General features: G+C 35.5%; 14 protein-coding genes and 1 pseudogene. 8 read left to right on the top strand and 7 right to left on the bottom strand.

The features are described from left to right. Nucleotides 1–198 precede the first annotated feature (198 nt). On the top strand, nucleotides 199–657 hold the full coding sequence (locus MKL35_RS15120) for a hypothetical protein (protein WP_002054486.1): 459 nt from the start codon (nucleotides 199–201) through the stop codon (nucleotides 655–657). Between the two features lie 95 nt (nucleotides 658–752). Here MKL35_RS15120 and MKL35_RS15115 read toward each other — a convergent pair whose 3' ends face one another. From MKL35_RS15115 to MKL35_RS15105, 3 genes are all read right to left on the bottom strand, one after another. Next, nucleotides 753–1,181 (bottom strand): GNAT family N-acetyltransferase, encoded by a 429-nt coding sequence (locus tag MKL35_RS15115; protein WP_032012205.1) that lies wholly within the window; start codon nucleotides 1,179–1,181, stop codon nucleotides 753–755. A 125-nt stretch (nucleotides 1,182–1,306) separates the two neighbouring features. Next, nucleotides 1,307–1,984, bottom strand: a complete 678-nt coding sequence (locus tag MKL35_RS15110; RefSeq protein WP_032012206.1) for an HAD family hydrolase — start codon at nucleotides 1,982–1,984, stop codon at nucleotides 1,307–1,309. A gap of 162 nt (nucleotides 1,985–2,146) precedes the next feature. Continuing rightward, nucleotides 2,147–3,394, bottom strand: coding sequence for a serine hydrolase (locus MKL35_RS15105; RefSeq protein WP_032012207.1), 1,248 nt, complete (start codon nucleotides 3,392–3,394; stop codon nucleotides 2,147–2,149). A 687-nt stretch (nucleotides 3,395–4,081) separates the two neighbouring features. Here MKL35_RS15105 and MKL35_RS15100 point away from each other — a divergent pair. The 7 genes and pseudogenes from MKL35_RS15100 to MKL35_RS15070 all read left to right on the top strand — a co-directional run bounded on the left by MKL35_RS15100 (nucleotide 4,082) and on the right by MKL35_RS15070 (nucleotide 15,897). Then, nucleotides 4,082–4,642 (top strand): TetR/AcrR family transcriptional regulator, encoded by a 561-nt coding sequence (locus MKL35_RS15100; protein ID WP_032012209.1) that lies wholly within the window; start codon nucleotides 4,082–4,084, stop codon nucleotides 4,640–4,642. A gap of 446 nt (nucleotides 4,643–5,088) precedes the next feature. Then, nucleotides 5,089–8,271: a type VI secretion system Vgr family protein gene (locus MKL35_RS15095; protein WP_032012210.1), complete on the top strand. Its 3,183-nt coding sequence runs from the start codon at nucleotides 5,089–5,091 to the stop codon at nucleotides 8,269–8,271. Between the two features lie 19 nt (nucleotides 8,272–8,290). Further along, nucleotides 8,291–13,273 (top strand): annotated as a pseudogene (locus MKL35_RS15090) (RHS repeat-associated core domain-containing protein). A 10-nt stretch (nucleotides 13,274–13,283) separates the two neighbouring features. Beyond that, complete coding sequence (locus MKL35_RS15085; protein ID WP_032012212.1) at nucleotides 13,284–13,571, top strand: contact-dependent growth inhibition system immunity protein; 288 nt, start codon at nucleotides 13,284–13,286, stop codon at nucleotides 13,569–13,571. A 249-nt stretch (nucleotides 13,572–13,820) separates the two neighbouring features. Continuing rightward, complete coding sequence (locus tag MKL35_RS15080) at nucleotides 13,821–14,495, top strand: hypothetical protein (RefSeq protein WP_106479785.1); 675 nt, start codon at nucleotides 13,821–13,823, stop codon at nucleotides 14,493–14,495. Between the two features lie 523 nt (nucleotides 14,496–15,018). Beyond that, nucleotides 15,019–15,324 (top strand): hypothetical protein, encoded by a 306-nt coding sequence (locus tag MKL35_RS15075; RefSeq protein WP_032009769.1) that lies wholly within the window; start codon nucleotides 15,019–15,021, stop codon nucleotides 15,322–15,324. A 255-nt stretch (nucleotides 15,325–15,579) separates the two neighbouring features. After that, nucleotides 15,580–15,897: a hypothetical protein gene (locus MKL35_RS15070; RefSeq protein WP_004709635.1), complete on the top strand. Its 318-nt coding sequence runs from the start codon at nucleotides 15,580–15,582 to the stop codon at nucleotides 15,895–15,897. 33 nt (nucleotides 15,898–15,930) lie between these two features. Here the strand turns inward: MKL35_RS15070 and MKL35_RS15065 are convergent, their stop codons facing one another. The 4 genes from MKL35_RS15065 to MKL35_RS15050 all read right to left on the bottom strand — a co-directional run bounded on the left by MKL35_RS15065 (nucleotide 15,931) and on the right by MKL35_RS15050 (nucleotide 20,168). Next, nucleotides 15,931–16,821 carry a hypothetical protein gene (locus MKL35_RS15065; protein ID WP_032009771.1) on the bottom strand — a complete coding sequence of 297 codons (891 nt, stop codon included), beginning with the start codon at nucleotides 16,819–16,821 and terminating at the stop codon, nucleotides 15,931–15,933. Further along, complete coding sequence (locus MKL35_RS15060; protein WP_032009772.1) at nucleotides 16,818–17,885, bottom strand: GNAT family N-acetyltransferase; 1,068 nt, start codon at nucleotides 17,883–17,885, stop codon at nucleotides 16,818–16,820. The genes MKL35_RS15065 and MKL35_RS15060 overlap by 4 nt, the downstream gene beginning before the upstream one ends. A 9-nt stretch (nucleotides 17,886–17,894) precedes the next feature. Beyond that, on the bottom strand, nucleotides 17,895–19,334 hold the full coding sequence (locus tag MKL35_RS15055; protein WP_004887872.1) for an aspartate aminotransferase family protein: 1,440 nt from the start codon (nucleotides 19,332–19,334) through the stop codon (nucleotides 17,895–17,897). A gap of 78 nt (nucleotides 19,335–19,412) precedes the next feature. Further along, complete coding sequence (locus MKL35_RS15050) at nucleotides 19,413–20,168, bottom strand: MipA/OmpV family protein (protein WP_002048463.1); 756 nt, start codon at nucleotides 20,166–20,168, stop codon at nucleotides 19,413–19,415. Between the last annotated feature and the right edge of the window lies 1 nt (nucleotide 20,169).

The raw sequence follows: 20,169 nt of genomic DNA, 5'->3' as shown, positions 1-20,169 counted from the left end.
ATTTAAAAAATATTGCGGAGGATTTAACAAAACCATAATTTTTTTCGGTGTTTTTTTGGTGCAACTTACAGAAAGCTTTAACTACTTACATTCAACAATAATAACATTTCACTCCTTAACATTTGTTTCACCATAATCAGAACCATAAATCATTTTAAGATCAAAACTTTATAACAATTGAGATTGAGGAGGTTAAAAATGCCAAAATATTTAGCCGTGGCTGAAAAGGTTTATAAGAATATTAAAAAAGATGACTTATTCACCAATGACCTTACACAAAATCTGAATTGTTTAATCAGTCAGATTCGTAAGGCCATTAAAGGAACTGAATTCAAACTTAAGTTTAATTATATCGATTTTGATGAGCAATTAACTAAACCGCTTAGTGAGTGCAAGGTTAAAGTTGATGTAAGTGTAATGCCAAAGTTTGAAAATGAAGGGGAGTATTTACTCTGGTTAGCCAGTTTTATTGAGCGGGTTACAGAAGGAGGAAAACCTAAATTCCCGCCAATTTCACAGTTAATCCCACACGGATTTAAAATGTCTAAAGAATCACTTCCTGTGACAGTTGCTCCTCCAAAAGAAGAGCATGCAGATATGATCATTAATTATTTTAAATCTGAAGATTTTATGAAATCTAATAAAGCTCCTTCATAAAAGAATATAGAAGTATTCGTCCACCATACTTCTATATACCTGCTGGTTATACTCAGCGACCGCCTTCTGGGGCGGTTTTTTTTATGGGTATTACCTCATTCACTTCTTTGTAAAAGTAAAACTGGTTTGTCGTAATTACTATTACACCACTCATGTTTTTTGAGTACAGCTTTGGGAACCTGAACCATATCTTTTACAGGGTTAAAACCCATTGATCCGTAAAAGCCTTCCAGTTCAGCAAAGGGTAAACAGTAAAGCTTGGAAAATTCCGAGTTTTTAATTAGAAAATCGACCACTTTACGAGCAATTCCTAACCCTTCATTGCCAGGAAAAACATAAATTCCACCGAGTTCACCGCTGTTTGAGTCAATGGAGACAACTCTACCTTGACCAACAATTTTCTCACCAATAGAAGCTAGTACAATAAGTTCATCTTCATGTGATGGTACAAAATCAACCTCGGTATAACGTTCGTTTATAGCTTTGAGATCGGTAGCGTTAGCAAGTCTTAATGAAATTTCCATTATTCTTCCTGTGAGTACTATCTGTAATTTTTAAGTTTGGTTTTTCGATGATAGCTATAAAACTCAAAATAGGCTAAATACTTTATCAAAGCATTTAAATTAAGCTTTTTATAATATTGATTGGCTTAATAAAGGGGATTAGTAACTAATCTCTTAATTGTTTCTTCAAGTTCATCGTAATGATGAATACTTGCATCAGAAAGAGGGTGTTCAAGAGTGAGAGTTGGGTGGAAAAATATTGTTTGCATACCCACTTTTTTGGCGCCTTCTATATCTGCTTTGGGATTGTCTCCAATAAAAATGCAATCGGATGGGTTACAGCCCAATTGAGTGCAAGTATATAAATAAATTGCTGGGTCAGGTTTTCTTAAACCTATGGCTTCAGAAATCACGATAGTTGAAAAATAATCTGTTATTCCTAAAGCATAAAAATTATGTTCTTGAAACGGTGTTTTTCCGTTTGATACTAAGCCCAATGTATATCCTTGAGCATGAAGGTTTTGAATGGTTTTTTGAGCATTTTCAAAAGCTGTAGAGAATTTATTAAAATTATTAATATAAGACTGTAGCAATTCATTTGTATCATATCCTTTGATATTAAAGTCTTTAATTAATTGATCATAAACAATATCTTTCCAAACACTTCCATTGTTATCTAACTTGATGAAGCTTTTAATAAAAGACTCTTTTAATTCTTGTGGTACTAATTTGAAGAAGTTTACTTGCCAATTTAGAAATTTTATAAGCGATTCATTGCGATTAAGAATGGTTTGGTCTAGGTCAAACAAAAGTACTTTTTTCATTTTAAAATCTTTAAGAAATAGATTAATACTTATAGCGAATTTCTATCTATTGTTCAGTTTAATTAAAATACTTTTACGATTCTTTTCTGAATAACTCCAAATCAAAAACAACCCATCATAAGGCGTTACCAAAAGTCTTCTAGTCATGATGGGTCTTTATAGTTAAGGATTTATAGAATCAACTGCTTGAAGTAAGCTTGTAAATAATATTGCTAGTTTTGACTCAGGTTGTGGCTCATTTCCATTTGCGGTAAATACTGCACAAACTTTATGGCCTTTTTGAGTGTTTCCAATTACTGAAAAGTTAATCACGCCGTATTCGGAACCACCTTTAAAACCAATTTTTTGCCAATTTAAATTTTTAAACAGTGGATTTAAAGAACTGTTCAGAGCAGGGGCATTTTGAACACTTTCAAGAAGAGGACAAATCTCATTGGCTGACATATACCATTCAGCATCTTGCCAAGTAGCCGATTTTCCAATGCTACTCACACTTGGTAATGGCAGTTTATCTAGCTCAGAGAGCACTTCTAAACGAGCCGATTTTGTACCTGTTTTAAACTTATTTCTGAGCTGTTCATTACTCGAATCAATCAGTTGGAATAGTTCTCGTGTGGTCAGCATAGGAGAGTTTCTAGGTGACAACGCTTCTATACGAGGCTTTTTTAATACCTCTATAAGGCTATCGGTCGCTGTGTTATCGCTAATTTGTATCATTAACTGCGCGAGAAGTTCGACATTTACAGGTGTACCAGCAGGTAGGTTTTGTAAAACTCCTGTTGGTAATGAGCGATTTTTTTCTTTTAAAGAAACAATAGTTTCTCTTTTTAATTCGCCTTTTTTTATCGCATCTTCATATGCTTTTAAAACGAGTAACTTAAAAGTCGAACCTACAGCCATAGGGGTTTTATCATTTTCAACAATCACAGGTTTGTTATCTACAACAACTAAAAGAGAGGTTTTACCGACTGCATTTTCATGTAAACCTTTGACTGTTTCATCTAAGCTTACTGTCTTAAAATGAGGTGCGCTAAACCAAAGGGTACTAATTTGCCCTTGCTGATCTAAGCTAATTGAAACAGGTAATTCTCCTTTTTCAAAATCAATCGTTCCTGAACCATTAGAAACATTAATACTTTTAAGAGTGCCTAAAGATACTTTTAAGTCATCAACGATTTTTTGAATTTGTGTGATGGAAACTTGTCCTAAAAATTGAGAGCTAAATAAAGAAGCTTCTATGGGTTTATCTGCAAAAATTGATGAAAGCTTACTAGATAAAGTATCTATTTTTTGTTCTGCTGCTGCATGAGTAGTAGAAACAACAATAGGGGAAACATTTAAAGCCATAACGCCAACAGCAAAAAATAAAGCTCTAGACGCGTACATTTTCTTAGTTAGAAAGTTCTTCATTCAATGTCCTCTTATACTCGGTCTCATCTATAATTTTTTATAAATGTCTTTAAAAATAAACGTTCATTTTGACCTATCAAAAATCATATATCTATATAAATTTATTCGCTTTTATAAACCAAATTTTAATAATAAAGCTAAATTATTTAGCCTTACTTTTTTAATGATCTAATTTAAAGCAAATGTCATTTTGTGTGCTTGACGGCAAGAGACTTGGACACTATTCTTTGCCTGCTGGCCACATTGCCAGTCGGTTTTAGCAGACCGTTCCGAAAAGCATTAAAAGAGCAATCTTTTAGTGACGAACCCTCGTGCCCCCTCTGCGGCGGAACGGGAGGGGGACACCTTCGGGTGTGCTGGGTTTTTTCGGCCAGTCTGCTAACCCCCTTTCGTTCTGCCACCATAATTTTAATGTCTGGCAGAACTCCCAATAAAAAGGAGTTGGCTTTGCACATCCATTATTTCTTGGCAGCCTATGCCAAAAGCTATAACGACACCACTTAAATCATCTTTAAACAGTTTGATAGCCTTTTGGGTTTTCAGACTTTAAGTCATTACGGCTCAAAAATTTGTATCAACAATAAAACTTGAGATGTGCCAAGCACAGTCTTTACGGCTTTGCTGTGCCTTTTTTCTCCCAAAAAAGTATCTCATTTAGAAACAACAAGAATTTATAACGGTAAAACTATGTCACCTTTAGTACTTTCTACACGTGCTTTAAAAGTTGTAAATAAGGGAATTGATTTATTTCATCATCACGGATTCCATCTCGTCGGTGTAGATAGAATTGTGAAAGAGTCTGAAATTACAAAAATGACTTTTTATCATTATTTTCAGTCTAAAGCGCGGTTTATTGAAATCTGTCTACTAGTACAAAAAGAACGGCTACAAGACAAAGTCGTTGCAATGGTTGAATATGACCACAACACAAGCGTGACAGATAAACTCAACAAACTATATAACTTACATATCGATTTAGAAGGGCCGTACTATCTATTATTTAAAGCCATTTTTGAAACTAAGAATACTTATTCAAACGCTTACCAAATCGCTATTAAATACAGAACTTGGCTGACCAATGAAATTTATAGCCAGCTTAGAATAGTTAACACTGATGCTTCATTTCATGATGCCAAATTGTTTTTATATATGATTGAAGGCACCATTATTCAGCTTTTAAGTTCAGATAATTCAGATGTAAGAGAAGGAAGAATTGAGCGAGTTTTAATACATTTTAGTCAGACTTAAAGGAATGTTAAGAAATGTTAAAAATTGTTTCTAATTATAATTTAAAATTTCTAAACTATTTTAGTTTAAATCTATCAATAAAAATATTTTTAGATATATTTTTTTATAAAAGTATACTTATGTTGAAATTAAAAAATGCTATATGTAACATAGGATTGTGATATTTTTGCAATCTGACCTGACAAAGGAAATGTATAAGTTTGTTTATTGCTTATACATTTTTAAACAATTGATTTATTGGTCTATTTTTAATAATTAATACTTTATAAATAAGGCTTAATATAGAAAACTTAAAAAATTATTTGATCTTGCTCCGTTAGAAAAATATTCGAGTAGATAGAATAATTTTTTATAGTTAATTTAAATGTAAAATTAATTATTAATTAAATAGACAGATCTGTACGTGCTTTGTAAAATAACGCTAAATATAATTCAGTCCTATAAAGATGTTGAACAGTATTCATCAAGTTTTAGATAGTTTGGGCATTAGCTCACAGAAACGTGCTATTCACATTCAATTTACTTCTCCGATATTGAATGACCAAGTATTTCTGCAAAGAATTGATGGTGTACATGCACTCAATGATGGTTTAAAAGCAGAACTTTTATGCCTATCAACTAATGCAACGATTCAACTAAAATCTTTCATTGGCAGTCAGGCCGCTGTAGATATAGTGACGGAGCGAGGTGAATTAACTCGCGTTACAGGCATTATTACTCATGCTCAGCAAGGCCAGTCAGATGGAAGTCTAACTTTATATAAGCTGACCTTAGAAGATCCAACCGCATTATGGAAATATCGCCGCAATTCGCGCGTATTTATGAATAAAAGCGTGGTTGAAATATGGGAAATACTCTTTAAAGAATGGCAAGTTAAAAATCCGCTATTTGCTGCAAGTTTAAGTTTAGATTTAAGCGGTTTAACACAAACTTATGATGTTCGTCCTTTTGTTATGCAACATAACGAAAGTGATTGGGACTTCCTCACACGCTTACTTCGTAGTGAAGGGATTAACTGGCTGATTGATGAAGCTCAGCATATTGTTCCAAGTACCGATACATCTATTCAAGCTCAGAAACTCAGGTTGATTGATGCCAATAGTCAATATCAGCCCTTAGACCGTAAAACGATTCGTTACCATCGTAGTAGTGCAGTGGAGCAATACGACAGTATGACTCGCCTAACTGCCGAACGTTCTCTTCAACCGAACGTTATGCATATACAACGTTGGCAAGCAGAAATATTAGAACAAGAAGAAGGGGTTGGAAGCGTTCAAAGTAAGCATCAGCATAGTGAACAATATGACAATGCTACACTTGGCTTAGAGCAAGCTTGGAACTATGCGCCTGCATGGACTGGTGACTTAAAGGGTGAGGATGGTGTAACTAAATCTGGAAATCAACAAGTTGAACGCTTAAACCAGAACCTCAACAATTATTACGATGCACAGTCTAAACGCTTTATTGCGCAAACGACAGTCCGCGATGCCTATGTGGGTTACTATTTCGAACTCAATGAACACCCAGAAATAGACCAGCATGAAAGCTCAGATAAAAGCTTTTTAATTGTTTCTAAAAATTTCTTTAATCAGAATAATTTACCTAAAGACTTAAATGATCAAATTAATGGTCTATTGGCGAAAAGTAACTGGTCAATACAAAACCCCGAGAACAGTGATGAACGCCAAGCGAATCAGTTGATTTTACAACGTCGTCATATTCCAACAACGCCAGCTTATAACCCACAAAGTCATAGACCGGTTACTCATCCACAACGCGCAAAAGTGGTGGGTCCTGAAGGTGAAGAAATTTATGTAGATGAATGGGGACGTATTAAAGTCCGTTTCCTGTTTACCCGTAGTGATGATCATAGCCATGATGGGGGTGCAGGAGCCAATAATAATGACACCGATTCAGCTTGGATTGACGTTTTAACGCCGTGGGCTGGAGAAGGTTACGGTGCGCGTTTTTTACCGCGTGTTGGTGAAATTGTCGTTATTGACTTCTTTAATGGTGATATAGACCGACCATTTGTGATGGGCCGAATTCATGAGGCACAGCGCCAACCAACCAAATTTGATAACAAAGGTAAACTTCCTGATACTAAGAAGCTGAGTGGTATCCGTTCCAAAGAAGTGTCGGGTGGTGGTTTTGGACAACTCAGATTTGATGATACCCCGGGCCAAATTAGTACCCAACTTCAAAGCAGTCATGGTGCAAGCCAGTTAAATCTGGGGAAACTCAGTCATCCTAAAGATAAAGCGGAAAGTGAAGACCGCGGAGAGGGTTTTGAACTGCGTACTGACCAATGGGGAGCTTTGCGCGCGGGACAAGGTTTATTGGTATCCACCCATAAACAGGATAATGCCAAAGGTGAACACCTTGATGCCGAAGTTGCGAAAAAGCAACTTGAGGGTAGTCAAACGAATAGTAAAGCACTGAGTGACATCGCTAAAAACCAGAAAACCGATGAAATAGAATCGATTGAACAATTAAAAGATTTTGCCTCACAAATTCAGCAACAAATCGCTAAATTTGAAAAAGCTTTACTGCTTTTAAGTTCCCCAGATGGCATAGCTTTGAGTACGTCCGAGGATATTCATATCTCGGCTGATGCACAAATCAATCAGATTGCTGGAGACAGCATTAATATAAGTACTCAAAAAAATGTGATTGCACATGCCCAAAATAGGCTCAGCCTTTTTGCTGCTCAGAGCGGACTAAAAGCGGTCGCTGCACAAGGCAAGGTAGAAATACAAGCCCAGTCAGATGCTTTAGATGTGCTTGCTAATAAAGGTATTACCATTTCTTCGACAGAAGATCGGATTGAAATTAGTAGTCCTAAAGAAATTGTAATTACTGGTGCAAGTTCACAAATTACCTTAAATGGTTCAGGAATCTTTCCGAAAACTGGCGGGAAATTCCAAGTCAATGCTGGACAGCATGTGTTCCAAGGCGGCGCATCGGCAAGTGTTCAATCTAGTTTGCCACCACCACCAAAACGTGGGCAAGGCGTACTTGAGTTGTTCCATGAATATGCACATGGTGAGTTTGTTAAACAAGGCGGTTATACAGTGACTGATTCGTTAGGGAAACAGTTCAAAGGACAACTGGATGATAAAGGTTTTGTTCGTGTTTCGGGGTTAGCTACAGGTTCAGCTAAAGTTATATTTGAAGAAGATAAGCGTAATCCTTGGGATGAAGCTAGTGATTTTAAGCGTCCTCCTATGTGGCCAAGTGATAATGATACAAGTGCTCAAACTTTAATGGGTAAAGCAGAGAGTGTTTTGAAAGGTGCAGTGACAGAAGCTAAAAAAGCTTTAGGTCAAACTTTCACAAATCCAAGTTCAATTATGAGAACTATCGATACTGCTAAGCAATTAAAAGAAAATGGTGCAAGTGCCTTGTTGCCGATGGTGCAACAAGGTGTTGAATCACATTTAACGAGTCAATTGACCAATTTTTCTTCTAAGGTTTTAAGCCAAAGTTCGACAGGGCAAGGATGGATGCATGGGAAAACTAACCCCGTTGCTCCAGTTACCAGCGGATTAAATGTAAATCCATTAAGGGCTCAAGACTCGAAAAATACAGAGACTGCTCTTAATCCTATGAATTTTAAGTTTAAATAAGAATTGAGAATTTATAAAAATGCCAACAGCACCAAAAACTACTTCTCAAGCGAAAGCAAAGCCAAGTGTGAGAACAAATACCGGACAGGTTGCGGTAGTACCTTTAAATAAATTGTATGCTGCTGATGTTAAAGCAGGTATGAATAAAATTGATTCGTGGCTAAAAACGAATACCAAAGGTTATGTCGATTTAAATACGATTAAAAGTACTCTTGGCACACTGCCAGTCATTGGGAACGCAATTGCTTTAGTCGATGCGATTTATGATGTTATAGACATTAGTAAAAAGCCTAGCCCAGCTTTTACAGATTGGTTGAATTTGGGACTGGATGTTATTGGTATTATTCCGGCACCGCCAACCATGGCAACAATGCGAATGAGCCTAAGACCTACGTTAAATTTGGTTAGACAAAAGGCGAAAGGCACAATTTCTGATACGATTCTGGTCATTCTGAGCGATCATTTAAATGAAAGAATTGCTGGGGAATTAGATCAATTTGCGAAAAATGCCCAACCCCTTGTCAACCAGATGTTGCAAAATTGTGGAACAAAAATTACAGCTATCAGTAATGATTTTGCTAACGGAATTCAAAAAGTACTAAATGGAAAAGTATATAGCTCTGCTGGTAATTTAAAAAATGCCCAAAAACAATTAAACAAAGTTAACTTAAATAATTTACAACGCAACCCTAAAGCAACGATATCAAATGCTGTTGATGGGCTCGTAAATATTTGGAAAGCAGGCGTAAAAGAACAAATAAATACCGTTGCCAAAGGTGTATCTGCTGTTGTGCCTGCTAGTGCAACACAACCTATCCAGAATGCAATCACTTCCATTCGTGTTTTTGGTAGAAAAGCACCTACATATTTAATGGCTTTGGCAGATCCAGCGAAAGCAATGAGTATCGCTTGGCTACTCAATGTTTTGATTAAAGCTGTGCAGAAGTTCAAATTAAAGGGTGCAAAGACTGCAAATATTAAACCTACACAAGTCACTGAAAAAAGAAGACAAAAACCAAACGGAGAGCTTGAGAAAGCTAATGTTCAAGCAAAGTCAAAGAATAATCCGAGTGAAACTGTATGTGCAGTAAATTTAAGGGGTGGTAAAAGTAAACCTAAATCTACCTCTGGTACAAAAAGAAATATTACTTATGCTTTAGGTACAGAGTATTTAACTCATCAAGATGCTTATGTGTCATCAATTTTAAGCTTTGTATTAACTCGGAAATATGCGTCTAATCTTTATCAATTAGATCGTGGGGAATTTGGTGCAAGATGGATAACACCGTTTACAACTCGTATTGTTCCACAGAGTGAATATATTGAAGAGACAGAGGAACGCGCTGGATATTTAAAACACTTAAGTGGTTTTGAGTTTATTGGAGCAGATGCTCGTCCAATTAAGTTACCAAACCTTAAAGTAGGTGAGAGTTTCCATAATAAAACTGAAGATTTTTACTATAGTGTAATTTCTGAAAAAGTTCAGATGATCTCTTATCAAAAAGAAGAGAAACACTTGTTTGAAAAATATCAGGATGGTTATCGACTTTCAGCCATAGAATACAAGAATGGACTTACTTTAGCGGTACGTTATGACCACCACTTCGAAGGTCGGAGTTTTATTTCAGATATTGTTATTAAAGAAAAACAAAAACAGTTGATTCATGTGGCATTTCAGGTAAATGCTTCTGGAAGAATTGAAGATGTATGGCTAGTTGAAAATGGTCAGCTTGCTCGACCACTGGCTAGTTATAACTACAATGAAAAAGGCGATTTGGTTGAAGCGATTACCGAAAATGGGGCGAGCTATCATTACCAATATGACCATCATCTTTTAACTCGTTATACCGATCTTACAGGTCGGGGCATGAACCTTGAGTATGATGGTATCGAACCAACGTCTAAGGCTTATCATGAATGGGCGGATGATGGCAGTTCAGATACAACTTTACAGTGGGACGAAAATATTCGTCTAACGTATGTGACAGATGCTTATGGAGCCGAGACTTGGTATTACTACGATATTGAAGGCTATACCTACCGTATTATTTATCCTGATGGGCTGGAAGAGTGGTTCTTCCGTGATGACTTTGGCCGTGTAACCAAGCATGTAGACACTGATGCAGCGGTGACTATTTATGATTATGATGAGCACGGCAATATTGTATCTATGACTCAACCAGATGGTTCCCTTTTACATTATGCTTATGATGAAAACCGTCAGCTTATAGGTATGGTGGATGCTGAAGGCGGACGTTGGTTTAAAGAATAGGATGCGGCTGGAAACATTACCAAAGAAACCGACCCACTGAAGCGTGAAACACAATATAGCTATAACGGTTTAGGTTTACTTACTTCAATTAAAGATCCTAAAGGTGGCACTAAAACCTTAAGTTATGACGACCAAGGCAATTTAATTAGTTATATCGATTGTTCTGGTAAAGAAACCAAATGGACTTACGACAAAAAAGGTCGAGTTGTTGCAAGAGAAAATGCTTTAAAGCAAAAAGTTGAATATTTTTATAGTGATCTAACAATTGTTCAACGTGAACCAGTTATTAAAGGTTTACCTCTAAATGCTTTTGGGCAACTTGAAAAGATTAAACATGCTGATGGAACAGAAGAACACTTCATTCATGATGCTGAAGGGCGTTTACTGGCACATATAGATCCGAAACAGAATATCACCAGATATGAATATGATGCGGCAGGTTTAATTGCATCACGAACAGATGCGCTCAATCATAAACTTAAATATGAGTGGGATAAGCTTAATCGTCTCAAGCGCCTAATTAATGAAAATGGTGCCAGTTATCAGTTCTTCTATGATATCGCAAGCCGACTCGTTAAAGAAATTGATTTTGATGGTAAAGAAACCCTTTATAACTATGATGAAACAGACGGAAACCTTGTTAGTAGTGTTGAAGTCGCTTCTATGCATGGTCAAGATTTACGAGATCGAATTGCACCGAAAGATCGTATTCAAAAGTTTCTTTTCGATAGCATGGGGCGCTTAGAACAGCGTACAGCAGGCTATGGCTATGTTGAACATGATTTAGAGCAACAATTAGTTGAAGAATTTGCTTACGATAGTAATGGCAATCTTATTCAAGCCAAAAATGCTGAAAGCAACCTACAGTGGTATTACGATGCTGTAGGCAATGTAATTCGTGAACATCATCAAGACTATAAAACCAAGAAAACTGGAGTCTGGAAACACAGTTATGATGAAATTAATGATCGAATAAAGACTGTACGTCCAGATGGACAAAAGATTGACTGGTTAACTTATGGTTCAGGTCATGTTCATAGTCTGATCGTGAATGGTCAAGATGTTGTAAGTTTCGAGCGTGATGATTTACACCGTGAAATTGTACGTCACTATGCCAACGGAATTAGCCAAGAACAACATTACGATACGATGGGACGTTTAACCCAGCAAAATATTGTTAATGGTCATGAGTTCGGTTATCCGTCAAATGAACAAGTTAGCCAGACCCAGAACAATGCAATTCAAGAAACCCAGCAGTTGATTCAACGTTTATATCAGTACGATAAAACTGGGCAATTAACAGGAATTAATGATACGCGTAGGGGGAATATCAATTATAAATATGACCCAGTTGGGCGTTTGCTTGAGGCTAGTAGTAAGTTAGGTAAAGAAACATTTAGTTTTGACCCTGCGAGTAACATTCTAGATTCATATCATAGTCAGAAAGTTCAAAGCCATTCACAAAAGCTAGATGAAACAGGCTATGGTTATAATCGTTTGGTTAATAACGTAGTTAAAGAATATCTAGATCAACAATACCAATATGATGTTTATGGACAACTGGTTTGCCAGAAATCAACCAAGGGTAATTTATATCTTGAGTGGGATGCGTGTGGACGACTAATTAAAAGTCGTAATGCTGAATATACGGCAGAGTACCGCTACGATGCATTAGGACGCCGGATTCAAAAGCGAAGTAAACATCATCATACCGGTGGTGAACATAACATCATTTATGGATGGGATGGCAATACACTTGGTTATGAGTCGAATGAGCAAATTACCAAACATTATATATATGAGAAAGATTCATTTGTACCACTGGCACAGGCGGTTTATGCAGAAAAAATAGATCTTCATCAAACACCTGAGTGGGCAGATAAGCCTTATAGTTTACAACGTGACCCATTATGGAAAGTAACCAAAACTGCAAAAGACTTTAAAGATTTTTGGTTCTATCATTGTGATCATTTGGGTACACCACAGGAAATGACGGATCATACAGGTGCGGTCATTTGGAAAGCTGAATATAAGGCTTGGGGTGAGTGTAAAGCTGAAAAAGTTAAATCAAATTTCTTTGAAGACTCTGAGATCATCAGTAATAATATCCGTTTTCAAGGGCAATATTTCGACCAAGAATCAGGGCTTCATTACAACCGTTATCGTTATTATTCACCGTATGTAGGTCGTTTTATTTCTAAAGACCCGATTGGATTATTAGGCGGGCATAATGTATATGCTTATGCACCGAATCCGGTGGGGTGGATTGATCCTTTGGGATTAAACAAAAATTGTCCGCCAACTTCGGGATGGCTTCAACATCATGAAGGTGGTGTAAATAATGGACATACAATTGATAAGCATGTTGGCAAAACAGATACAGAGCTTAAAGATCGTTTAGATAATAGTATTACTCCAAGAAGACCTCGTGGATTAAGTGGCTCTAGCTCATATACAAATCAACAAACAGCAGAAAATGCAATTTCAGGAGCGTATAAACAAGTCAATCCATTAACTGGAAATACAAATCGCGTAGATGTGAAAAATTGGAGTAAAACTGCAAATGCTGGTGATAAAATGGTAATAGGATATAGAGGAAATGGTGTAGATGTCACAGGTAGGGGGCTTAGTAGAGGGCAAACAACTGCAAGTGATAAATATGATGCCAAAGTTGTGCTGAAAAGTACAGGTAATGGTAAATACACAATTTTGACTTCACACCCAGAATAGGAGTTTATTAATGCAAGAAAACTTTCAAATTCATTTCCCCCTAACTTATCAATTGTTAGGAGCATGGTTTAGTGATTCTGATTATGAAGATTTAAGCGATCAAGAAATAATTAGTGAATATAAAAAAGTTTCTAAACCTGAAAGATTAGCTTCTTTAATTAATGAAATGAGTATACTTCTAGAGATAAAAGATATTGATAAAGATTATATTTCAAAATTATCCAATATTTATTTTGAAGATGAAAATGATTTATTTCAATGGTTGAGTGAATTATATACTTATTTAATAGAGGACTAAAAATTGTAGAACTGGATATTTTTAGAATGTAAGAGATTATGATTCTTGGGGGAATAATCAATTAGACTGGAATTTTCGGTTAAAATTTTATTAGTGGCTGCAATATATGGATAATGTAATTTCATGATTTAAGTATTTAAAAGTTATCTATATTATAAATATGGATAACTTTAATATTTTTGAATCCTAAATTTTTTAAGCAAAGGGTAAGCCTAGAAATTCAAATAAATATAAAGGGGGATGTCCGTAATGAATATATCTAAAATAGAAAGTGGAGACATTTTTAAAGAAATGTCGGGAATTAATATTTCAGATAGTAAATTCTTTTTCTATTTTTCGACGGAAAAAGAAAAATATCTTGAAGTTTATGATTTATTGGTAGAGGTTGTTAACTTCTATGGGAAAGTTAGTGCTATAGGGTTTGGAAAGGAATATAATCCTTACAATAGAAGTAAATTAATAATAGATAAAATAGGACATTTTGGTCAATATAATTTTAAGGGTTTCTCAAAATCGAATAAATTAAACAGAAAATTTTTATTTAAGGATGAAATCATATATTTTTCTCATTATATTGGTGAGTTTGGCGATCAAGATACTTTTTACAGTTTGATTCATAATAAAACTAATAGGATTTATTTAGAAATTATTGAAAAAGATTTTGATTCTGAAATGGAATTAAAGGAGCGTTACATTGGTCTTAATTCCAATACTAGTGTCCGTATTTTATTTGGTTTTGATATATACGAGGAGCTATATTTAATTTTTATTGGAGAGGAGAGTTGTATTGAAAAAATAAGAAATTACTCAAAAAGTAAAAAATATTTTAATGAAGCTCCAAAACAAAATAATTTAACAAGAATTACCTATTTGGAGACGGATTTTTCGTTGGTTAAAAATTTTTTTAAATTATTGTGTTTGTAGTATGTGGTTTTTAAATTTTTTTGTTTAATATGAAGGTTTGGTTTTATAATTTGGAAATAAGTAATGTCAGCAGAAAGATATATTTATTTTAAAGATTTAGATTGGTTTCATGAAAATGAAAAACTTATTATTGAGAATCTTAAGAAACTTCATACATACTTGAAGAGTGAGGAGGATGATAAGATAGTTTATTTGAAAGAAAAAATAAAATTGAAGGAGATTGGGAGTACGATATTCGATTCTTTTTTAAAAAAGATTATATTTTTTTTGAAATTTCATCACATGGTGAAGAAATAACATTTGATTTGAAATATATCTTTAACTGGCTACGAAGTGAAACTCAAATTGTTATACAAGATGAGGATGGAGAGAAATCAAAATGGTAATACTAAAACTTTATAGATTTTATTTTTAAAATTAATGCATAAGTATGAGGGGTTTTATATAAAATATTTTCATCTTAAAAGAGTAATTGTGTGCGAAATTTTGAAACTATAAAAAATCCTTAAATGTTTTAAACTTAATGGAAGGTTATAGTAACTATGAAGTATTAAATTTTTTAAGTTATTATCAAAATTTGGAAATTTATATCAATAGTTTTTTAGATTTAATGAGTGAAAAACTGTTTAATATTTCTGATAAAAAAGAAATATTAAATATATTTAATGAGCTTAATGAAAGTAATTGGAAGGAGGTAGATAGTTATAATTATAAACAAGATAAATATTATATTTTTTTAAGATTAAAAATCTTTCTTTTAACAGTAGATTATGAAACTGATCTAAAAGAAGATCATGAGTGGCTTAATTTTTTTAGAGAAAATTTATAGAATATTTAGATGAAAATTAATTAATTTAAAAGCTTAGTACTTTAACTAGGCTTTTATTTTTTAGAAGTACTGTATAGTCTTGACGTTAGTTCAAAGCAATCACAACAAGTTTTTTGAAACTTAACTGATACCTCAACTATCAATAAAACTGACAGAATCTAACTTTTTATATCAAATAAAAGAAGTTATCTTAATTCTACTTGAGCACAAACTCTTAAAGTGCTCGTTTTTAGTTTGATTTTTTAGGTATTTAAAATGAATAAAATGCATGTGACTTTGGCTGTAGTGGTTGGTTTAATTGTTGGTGGTGTAGTCGGTGCGATAGGTTACTCTAAAACGGCCGCGCGTTATGATGCGATGACCACCGCATGTGTAATGGTCAATCAAGCAGTTGAACACCAGATTTTAAAGCCTGAACAAGTAAAAGAGTTAGGTGAGCTTACAGGTCAAACCCTTAAGAAAGATTATGCTTCTGTGGCATCAAAATTTAAGTTTTCTGAAAAGCAGTTAGGCAATGCTTCTGAAGGCTCGAATTGTAGCCAATTTATCGTTGGCGTAAACGCAGCGAAGTAATTAAAAGAAAACCCACAGATTGTGGGTTTTTTCTTATTGATTTGACCAAGCTGAATCTATGGCATGAATTAACCGTAGGTTTAGTGCTTTCTGTTTTAATTGCCAATTTGAGAGTTCTTCGGCAGTTGGTTCTTCTTGTCCATCTGAAGCTGCTAAAAACCGTTTAAAGTAATTTTTATAATGATAGGCCGAAACATCGCCAGTAATATCCGCAGCTACTAATCGGCCCTTGCATGCTTCAATTAAGCTCTGTAAGTGCTTCTCTAGAAACTTACCTTGATCCCAGTTCGTCATGACGACATCGCTCGACAGTACATCCTTATCAATCGATAAATAAACAGGTAAGTTCGATGCTTTTATTTCTGAGAGAAATGCAGCTAGTAACTCATCTGGATGACCGAAATTTTGCCATGCATTCTTTTTGCCCGTAAAACGTACCCATGAAGCATTTTGCTGGATGCTCCAGTAGTGCAGCTTTCCTTTATATAGCGGTGACCAATGGTTTTCTACTGCATGTAACCATCCAATATCACTTGAGCTAATTCCAAGTACATCTATTCTGGCAATCTGAGAAAGCTTACTTGCCCAATACACCCATGAGCCACAGTGAATACCAAAAGGGTAACGCATATTGTCAGGGTGGTTATCACAGACAATAAGATGAATTGGCTCAGCAGATGGCAATCTTTCCAGTAAAAGCTGAGTAACATGGTGATAATCACCGCTACCTAACAGGACACAACCCATTTTTGAAGGTAAATGCTGGTTTAGGTAAGTACGTAACTCGTCGAACTCTTTTAATTTACAACCAAAGCGAATGACTTCTTGCCATGAGCTGAGATCAACGCGTACAGCATCATCAGGATCACCAGCAGAATCATCAAAATTTAAAACGACAGGTGTTCTGTTATTTACTGAACTCATGATCGTGTTTCCTGTTTAACATGCCACTGATGATCTGCTTCAAATAAAGGACGTAATTTCTTTAAAATAAAACGTAAGGCAGGTGAATGTATCCATACCAGATGTCGGGTAAATGTAAATTTAGCACCCAGTTGAGCTTTGACTTCAGGGTCTGTCCAACCTGCGATGTAAAATTTGAGGTTATGGGTTAGGGCATACTCTAAATTTACGAACCAGCTAATAAAATATAAATTGTAGTCTTTTGCGAGCGGATAATTTAGCCCAATATATTTATCAACCAGATTGTCTTTGTATTCATAACAAATGTTATAGCCGACTAGGGTTGTATCTGCCCAATATAAAAAGACTTTACCGCCACTGTGCACATCTTGAAGAATTTCTGAAAAAAACTCAGGGCTGAGTAAGTCAAAATGTATTTCGCTTTGGTGATAAACGGCCAGATAGAGTTCATATAAATATGTTCTAAACTCATGATCATTAAAGCGTTCATCGCCCGTACATAACTGTTCAATGTTTAATTCATTTAAACTTTTGAGTTTACGTTTAAAGTTTTTACGGCGTGGTTTAGAGAGTCGAGAAAGATATTCTTCACGGCTTGAAAAATCGATAGGAACATAAGCTAAAGCTTGTCCTTCTACAGATAGAAAACCTTTTTTTTCTGCTTCTTGAATAAAAGTTTGACTGTAATTATTTTCAAGATCGCTGAGCAAAGGTGAGTCTAAAGGAAGATCTTTAATAATACCTAACTTAATTTTTTGATCATTATTTTTTAAAAAATCTGCTATTGAGTCCAGAGGAAGTCCATTAGGTAATAAGCTGTATTCTGTGACAGTTGTCCCGATAAAACATGTTTTAAAATGAAGAATTTTTCCCCAAGTTGAATATCCTGGTAATGCTTTAATTTTTTTAAGAAGGTCTGTATCTAGAGTCGTTAATAAATCAAACTCTGTATAAAAATAAGGTAAAAAATCGCTAGGCGAATGAACCTGAAAACTTAAAGGTGGATGCTTTAAAAAAGCATCCACCACCGCCTGAGGTTCTAACTGATTCAGGTTTATAGTCATAAATTAATTTTATATTTCCCGTTTAGCTCGAACTAATAATTGGTCAAGTAATACCATCGCTTGATCGATTTCGGCTCTTGAGATCTCTAGTGAAGGTGCGAATGTAATTACGTTCTTGTAATAACCGCCTACATCTAACACCAAACCACATTGTTGACCTTGGTATTCAAGAGTGCCTGAAAGACCGATATCGACCATTTTATCCAACAATTCTTTGTTTGGAGTAAAGCCATCAGCCTGACAAATTTCTGCACGTAATGCTAGTCCTAATCCATCAACATCACCAATTTCTGGATGACGTGATTGCAAATCTTTTAGACCTTCTAGGAAATAAGCACCACTTTCCATGATTTGTTTTTCGTAGTCTTTTTCAGCCAACATGTTCATGACTTCAAGACCAACTGCCGTACCAAGCGGGTTAGAAGCAAACGTTGAGTGAGTTGAACCCACTGGGAACGTTTCAGGATTAATCATTTCTTCTTTTGCCCAAATACCGGCAAGTGGGTTTAATCCGTTGGTCAACGCTTTACCAAATGCAACAACGTCTGGCGTAATATCGAAATGTTCGAAAGACCAAAGTTTACCAGTACGGTAGAAGCCCATTTGGATTTCATCGACCACCAATAAAATACCGTGGTCATCTAGGACTTTTTTCAGGCCTTTATAGAAGTTTTTCGGTGGAATAACGTAACCGCCAGTACCCTGAATTGTTTCAATATAAAAAGCCGCAAATTCACTTTCACGAACTTTAGGGTCCCACACACCGTGGTATTCATTTTCAAAAAGACGCGCGAATTCGGCAACTAACTTATCTGCATATTCTTCTGGTGTCATGCCTTTAGGACGACGGAACGGATATGGGAATGGAATGAACTGAGCACGCTCACCAAAATGACCATAGCGACGGCGGTAGCGGTAGCTTGAAGTAATTGAAGATGCACCTAAAGTACGGCCATGGTAACCACCTTCGAAGGCAAACATACGGCTTTTGCCTTTGCAGAAGTTACGTACAAGCTTTAATGAATCTTCAATTGCTTGAGAACCACCTACGTTATAGTGAACACGACCTTGTACACCTGTTTTTTTAAGCATGTCTTCAGCAATGACTTTACTGAGTTCAATTTTAGTTGGGTGTAAATATTGGCTGGCAATTTGAGGAAGTTTATGAATTTGGTCGATGAGCGCTTGATCTAAACGTGGGTTTTTATAACCAAAGTTAACCGCTGAATACCACATTTGTAAGTCTAGATAGGGGATATTCTGGTCATCAAAAATATAGCTGCCCTGACAATCCGTAAAAATTTTAGGTGGGTTTACATAGTGTACTGTATCGCCGTGTGAACAATACTTTGCCTCATCTGCTAGAAGTTGCGCTTCATTAAGTGGAACGCGATTATTAGAACTAGTTGCAGAAGCGCTTTCTTGCTTGAATGTATGATTGTTGTTCATACTTCTATTCCTTTTACGGTTGGTATTTTCAGTATGTATGTTTTAGATACAGAGGCTGAGTGAAAAAATTGGTTAGAGTTAAAAAGTAAAGGTAAGCCCCACAGCAGGTGTAATGTCTGTGCGTTTTTTTACCATTGGACTTTTAAACTGTTCGTTTGATAGATAGTTAAATTCAACAGAACTAAAAGCGTTCACGTGTTTGGAAAGTTTGTAGTTGGCTGTCATGCTCACAAAAGGCGATATACTCTGGCCCGGTTCATATGCTGCGATACCACTCCGTTTACTTTCAGCATCACTGACGCCGTAGTAATACTGGTTATATTTTGCGTTGTTCCATTGGAAACCAGCTTCCGGATAGACGGTCAAATTGCCTTTGTCTAGCTCAGCAAGATAAGAAGCCCTTAAGATAGTACCTTTACTACGGGACAGGACATCGGTATTAAGCCGTGCTTTAAATCCGCCATACGGTGTAATACGCATATAACTTGCACCCGCTAGAACAGACCATTTGCGCTTATCTAATAAGTAAAGTTCACCACTTGGATCATATGAGTTGCCATCATAGTGTCCATCGAGGCGTAATTGATTTTTGTCATCTTTGAAGAGGTAATAACCGGCATCGTCGCCTTCAATATAGAATTTGTCATTGTCATAGAAAAAAACAGGTAAAATTGTTTGATAGGTTTTATGACCTTTATAAGCTTGAAAATTTACAGAATAGTTAAAACCCATTGTTAAATCTGGTGAGGAGCTTTCTTGTGCATAAGCAGGGCAGTAAAAACAACTACTGGTTATTGCTACTGCTATGGAGATTTTTTTCAATGGTTTAATCATA

Source organism: Acinetobacter sp. AOR41_HL, assembly GCF_027854645.1.
Classification (GTDB): Bacteria; Pseudomonadota; Gammaproteobacteria; order Pseudomonadales; family Moraxellaceae; genus Acinetobacter; species Acinetobacter nosocomialis.
The sequence above is the reverse complement of the archived record's forward strand: the minus strand, read 5'-3'. Positions and strand labels throughout refer to the sequence as shown.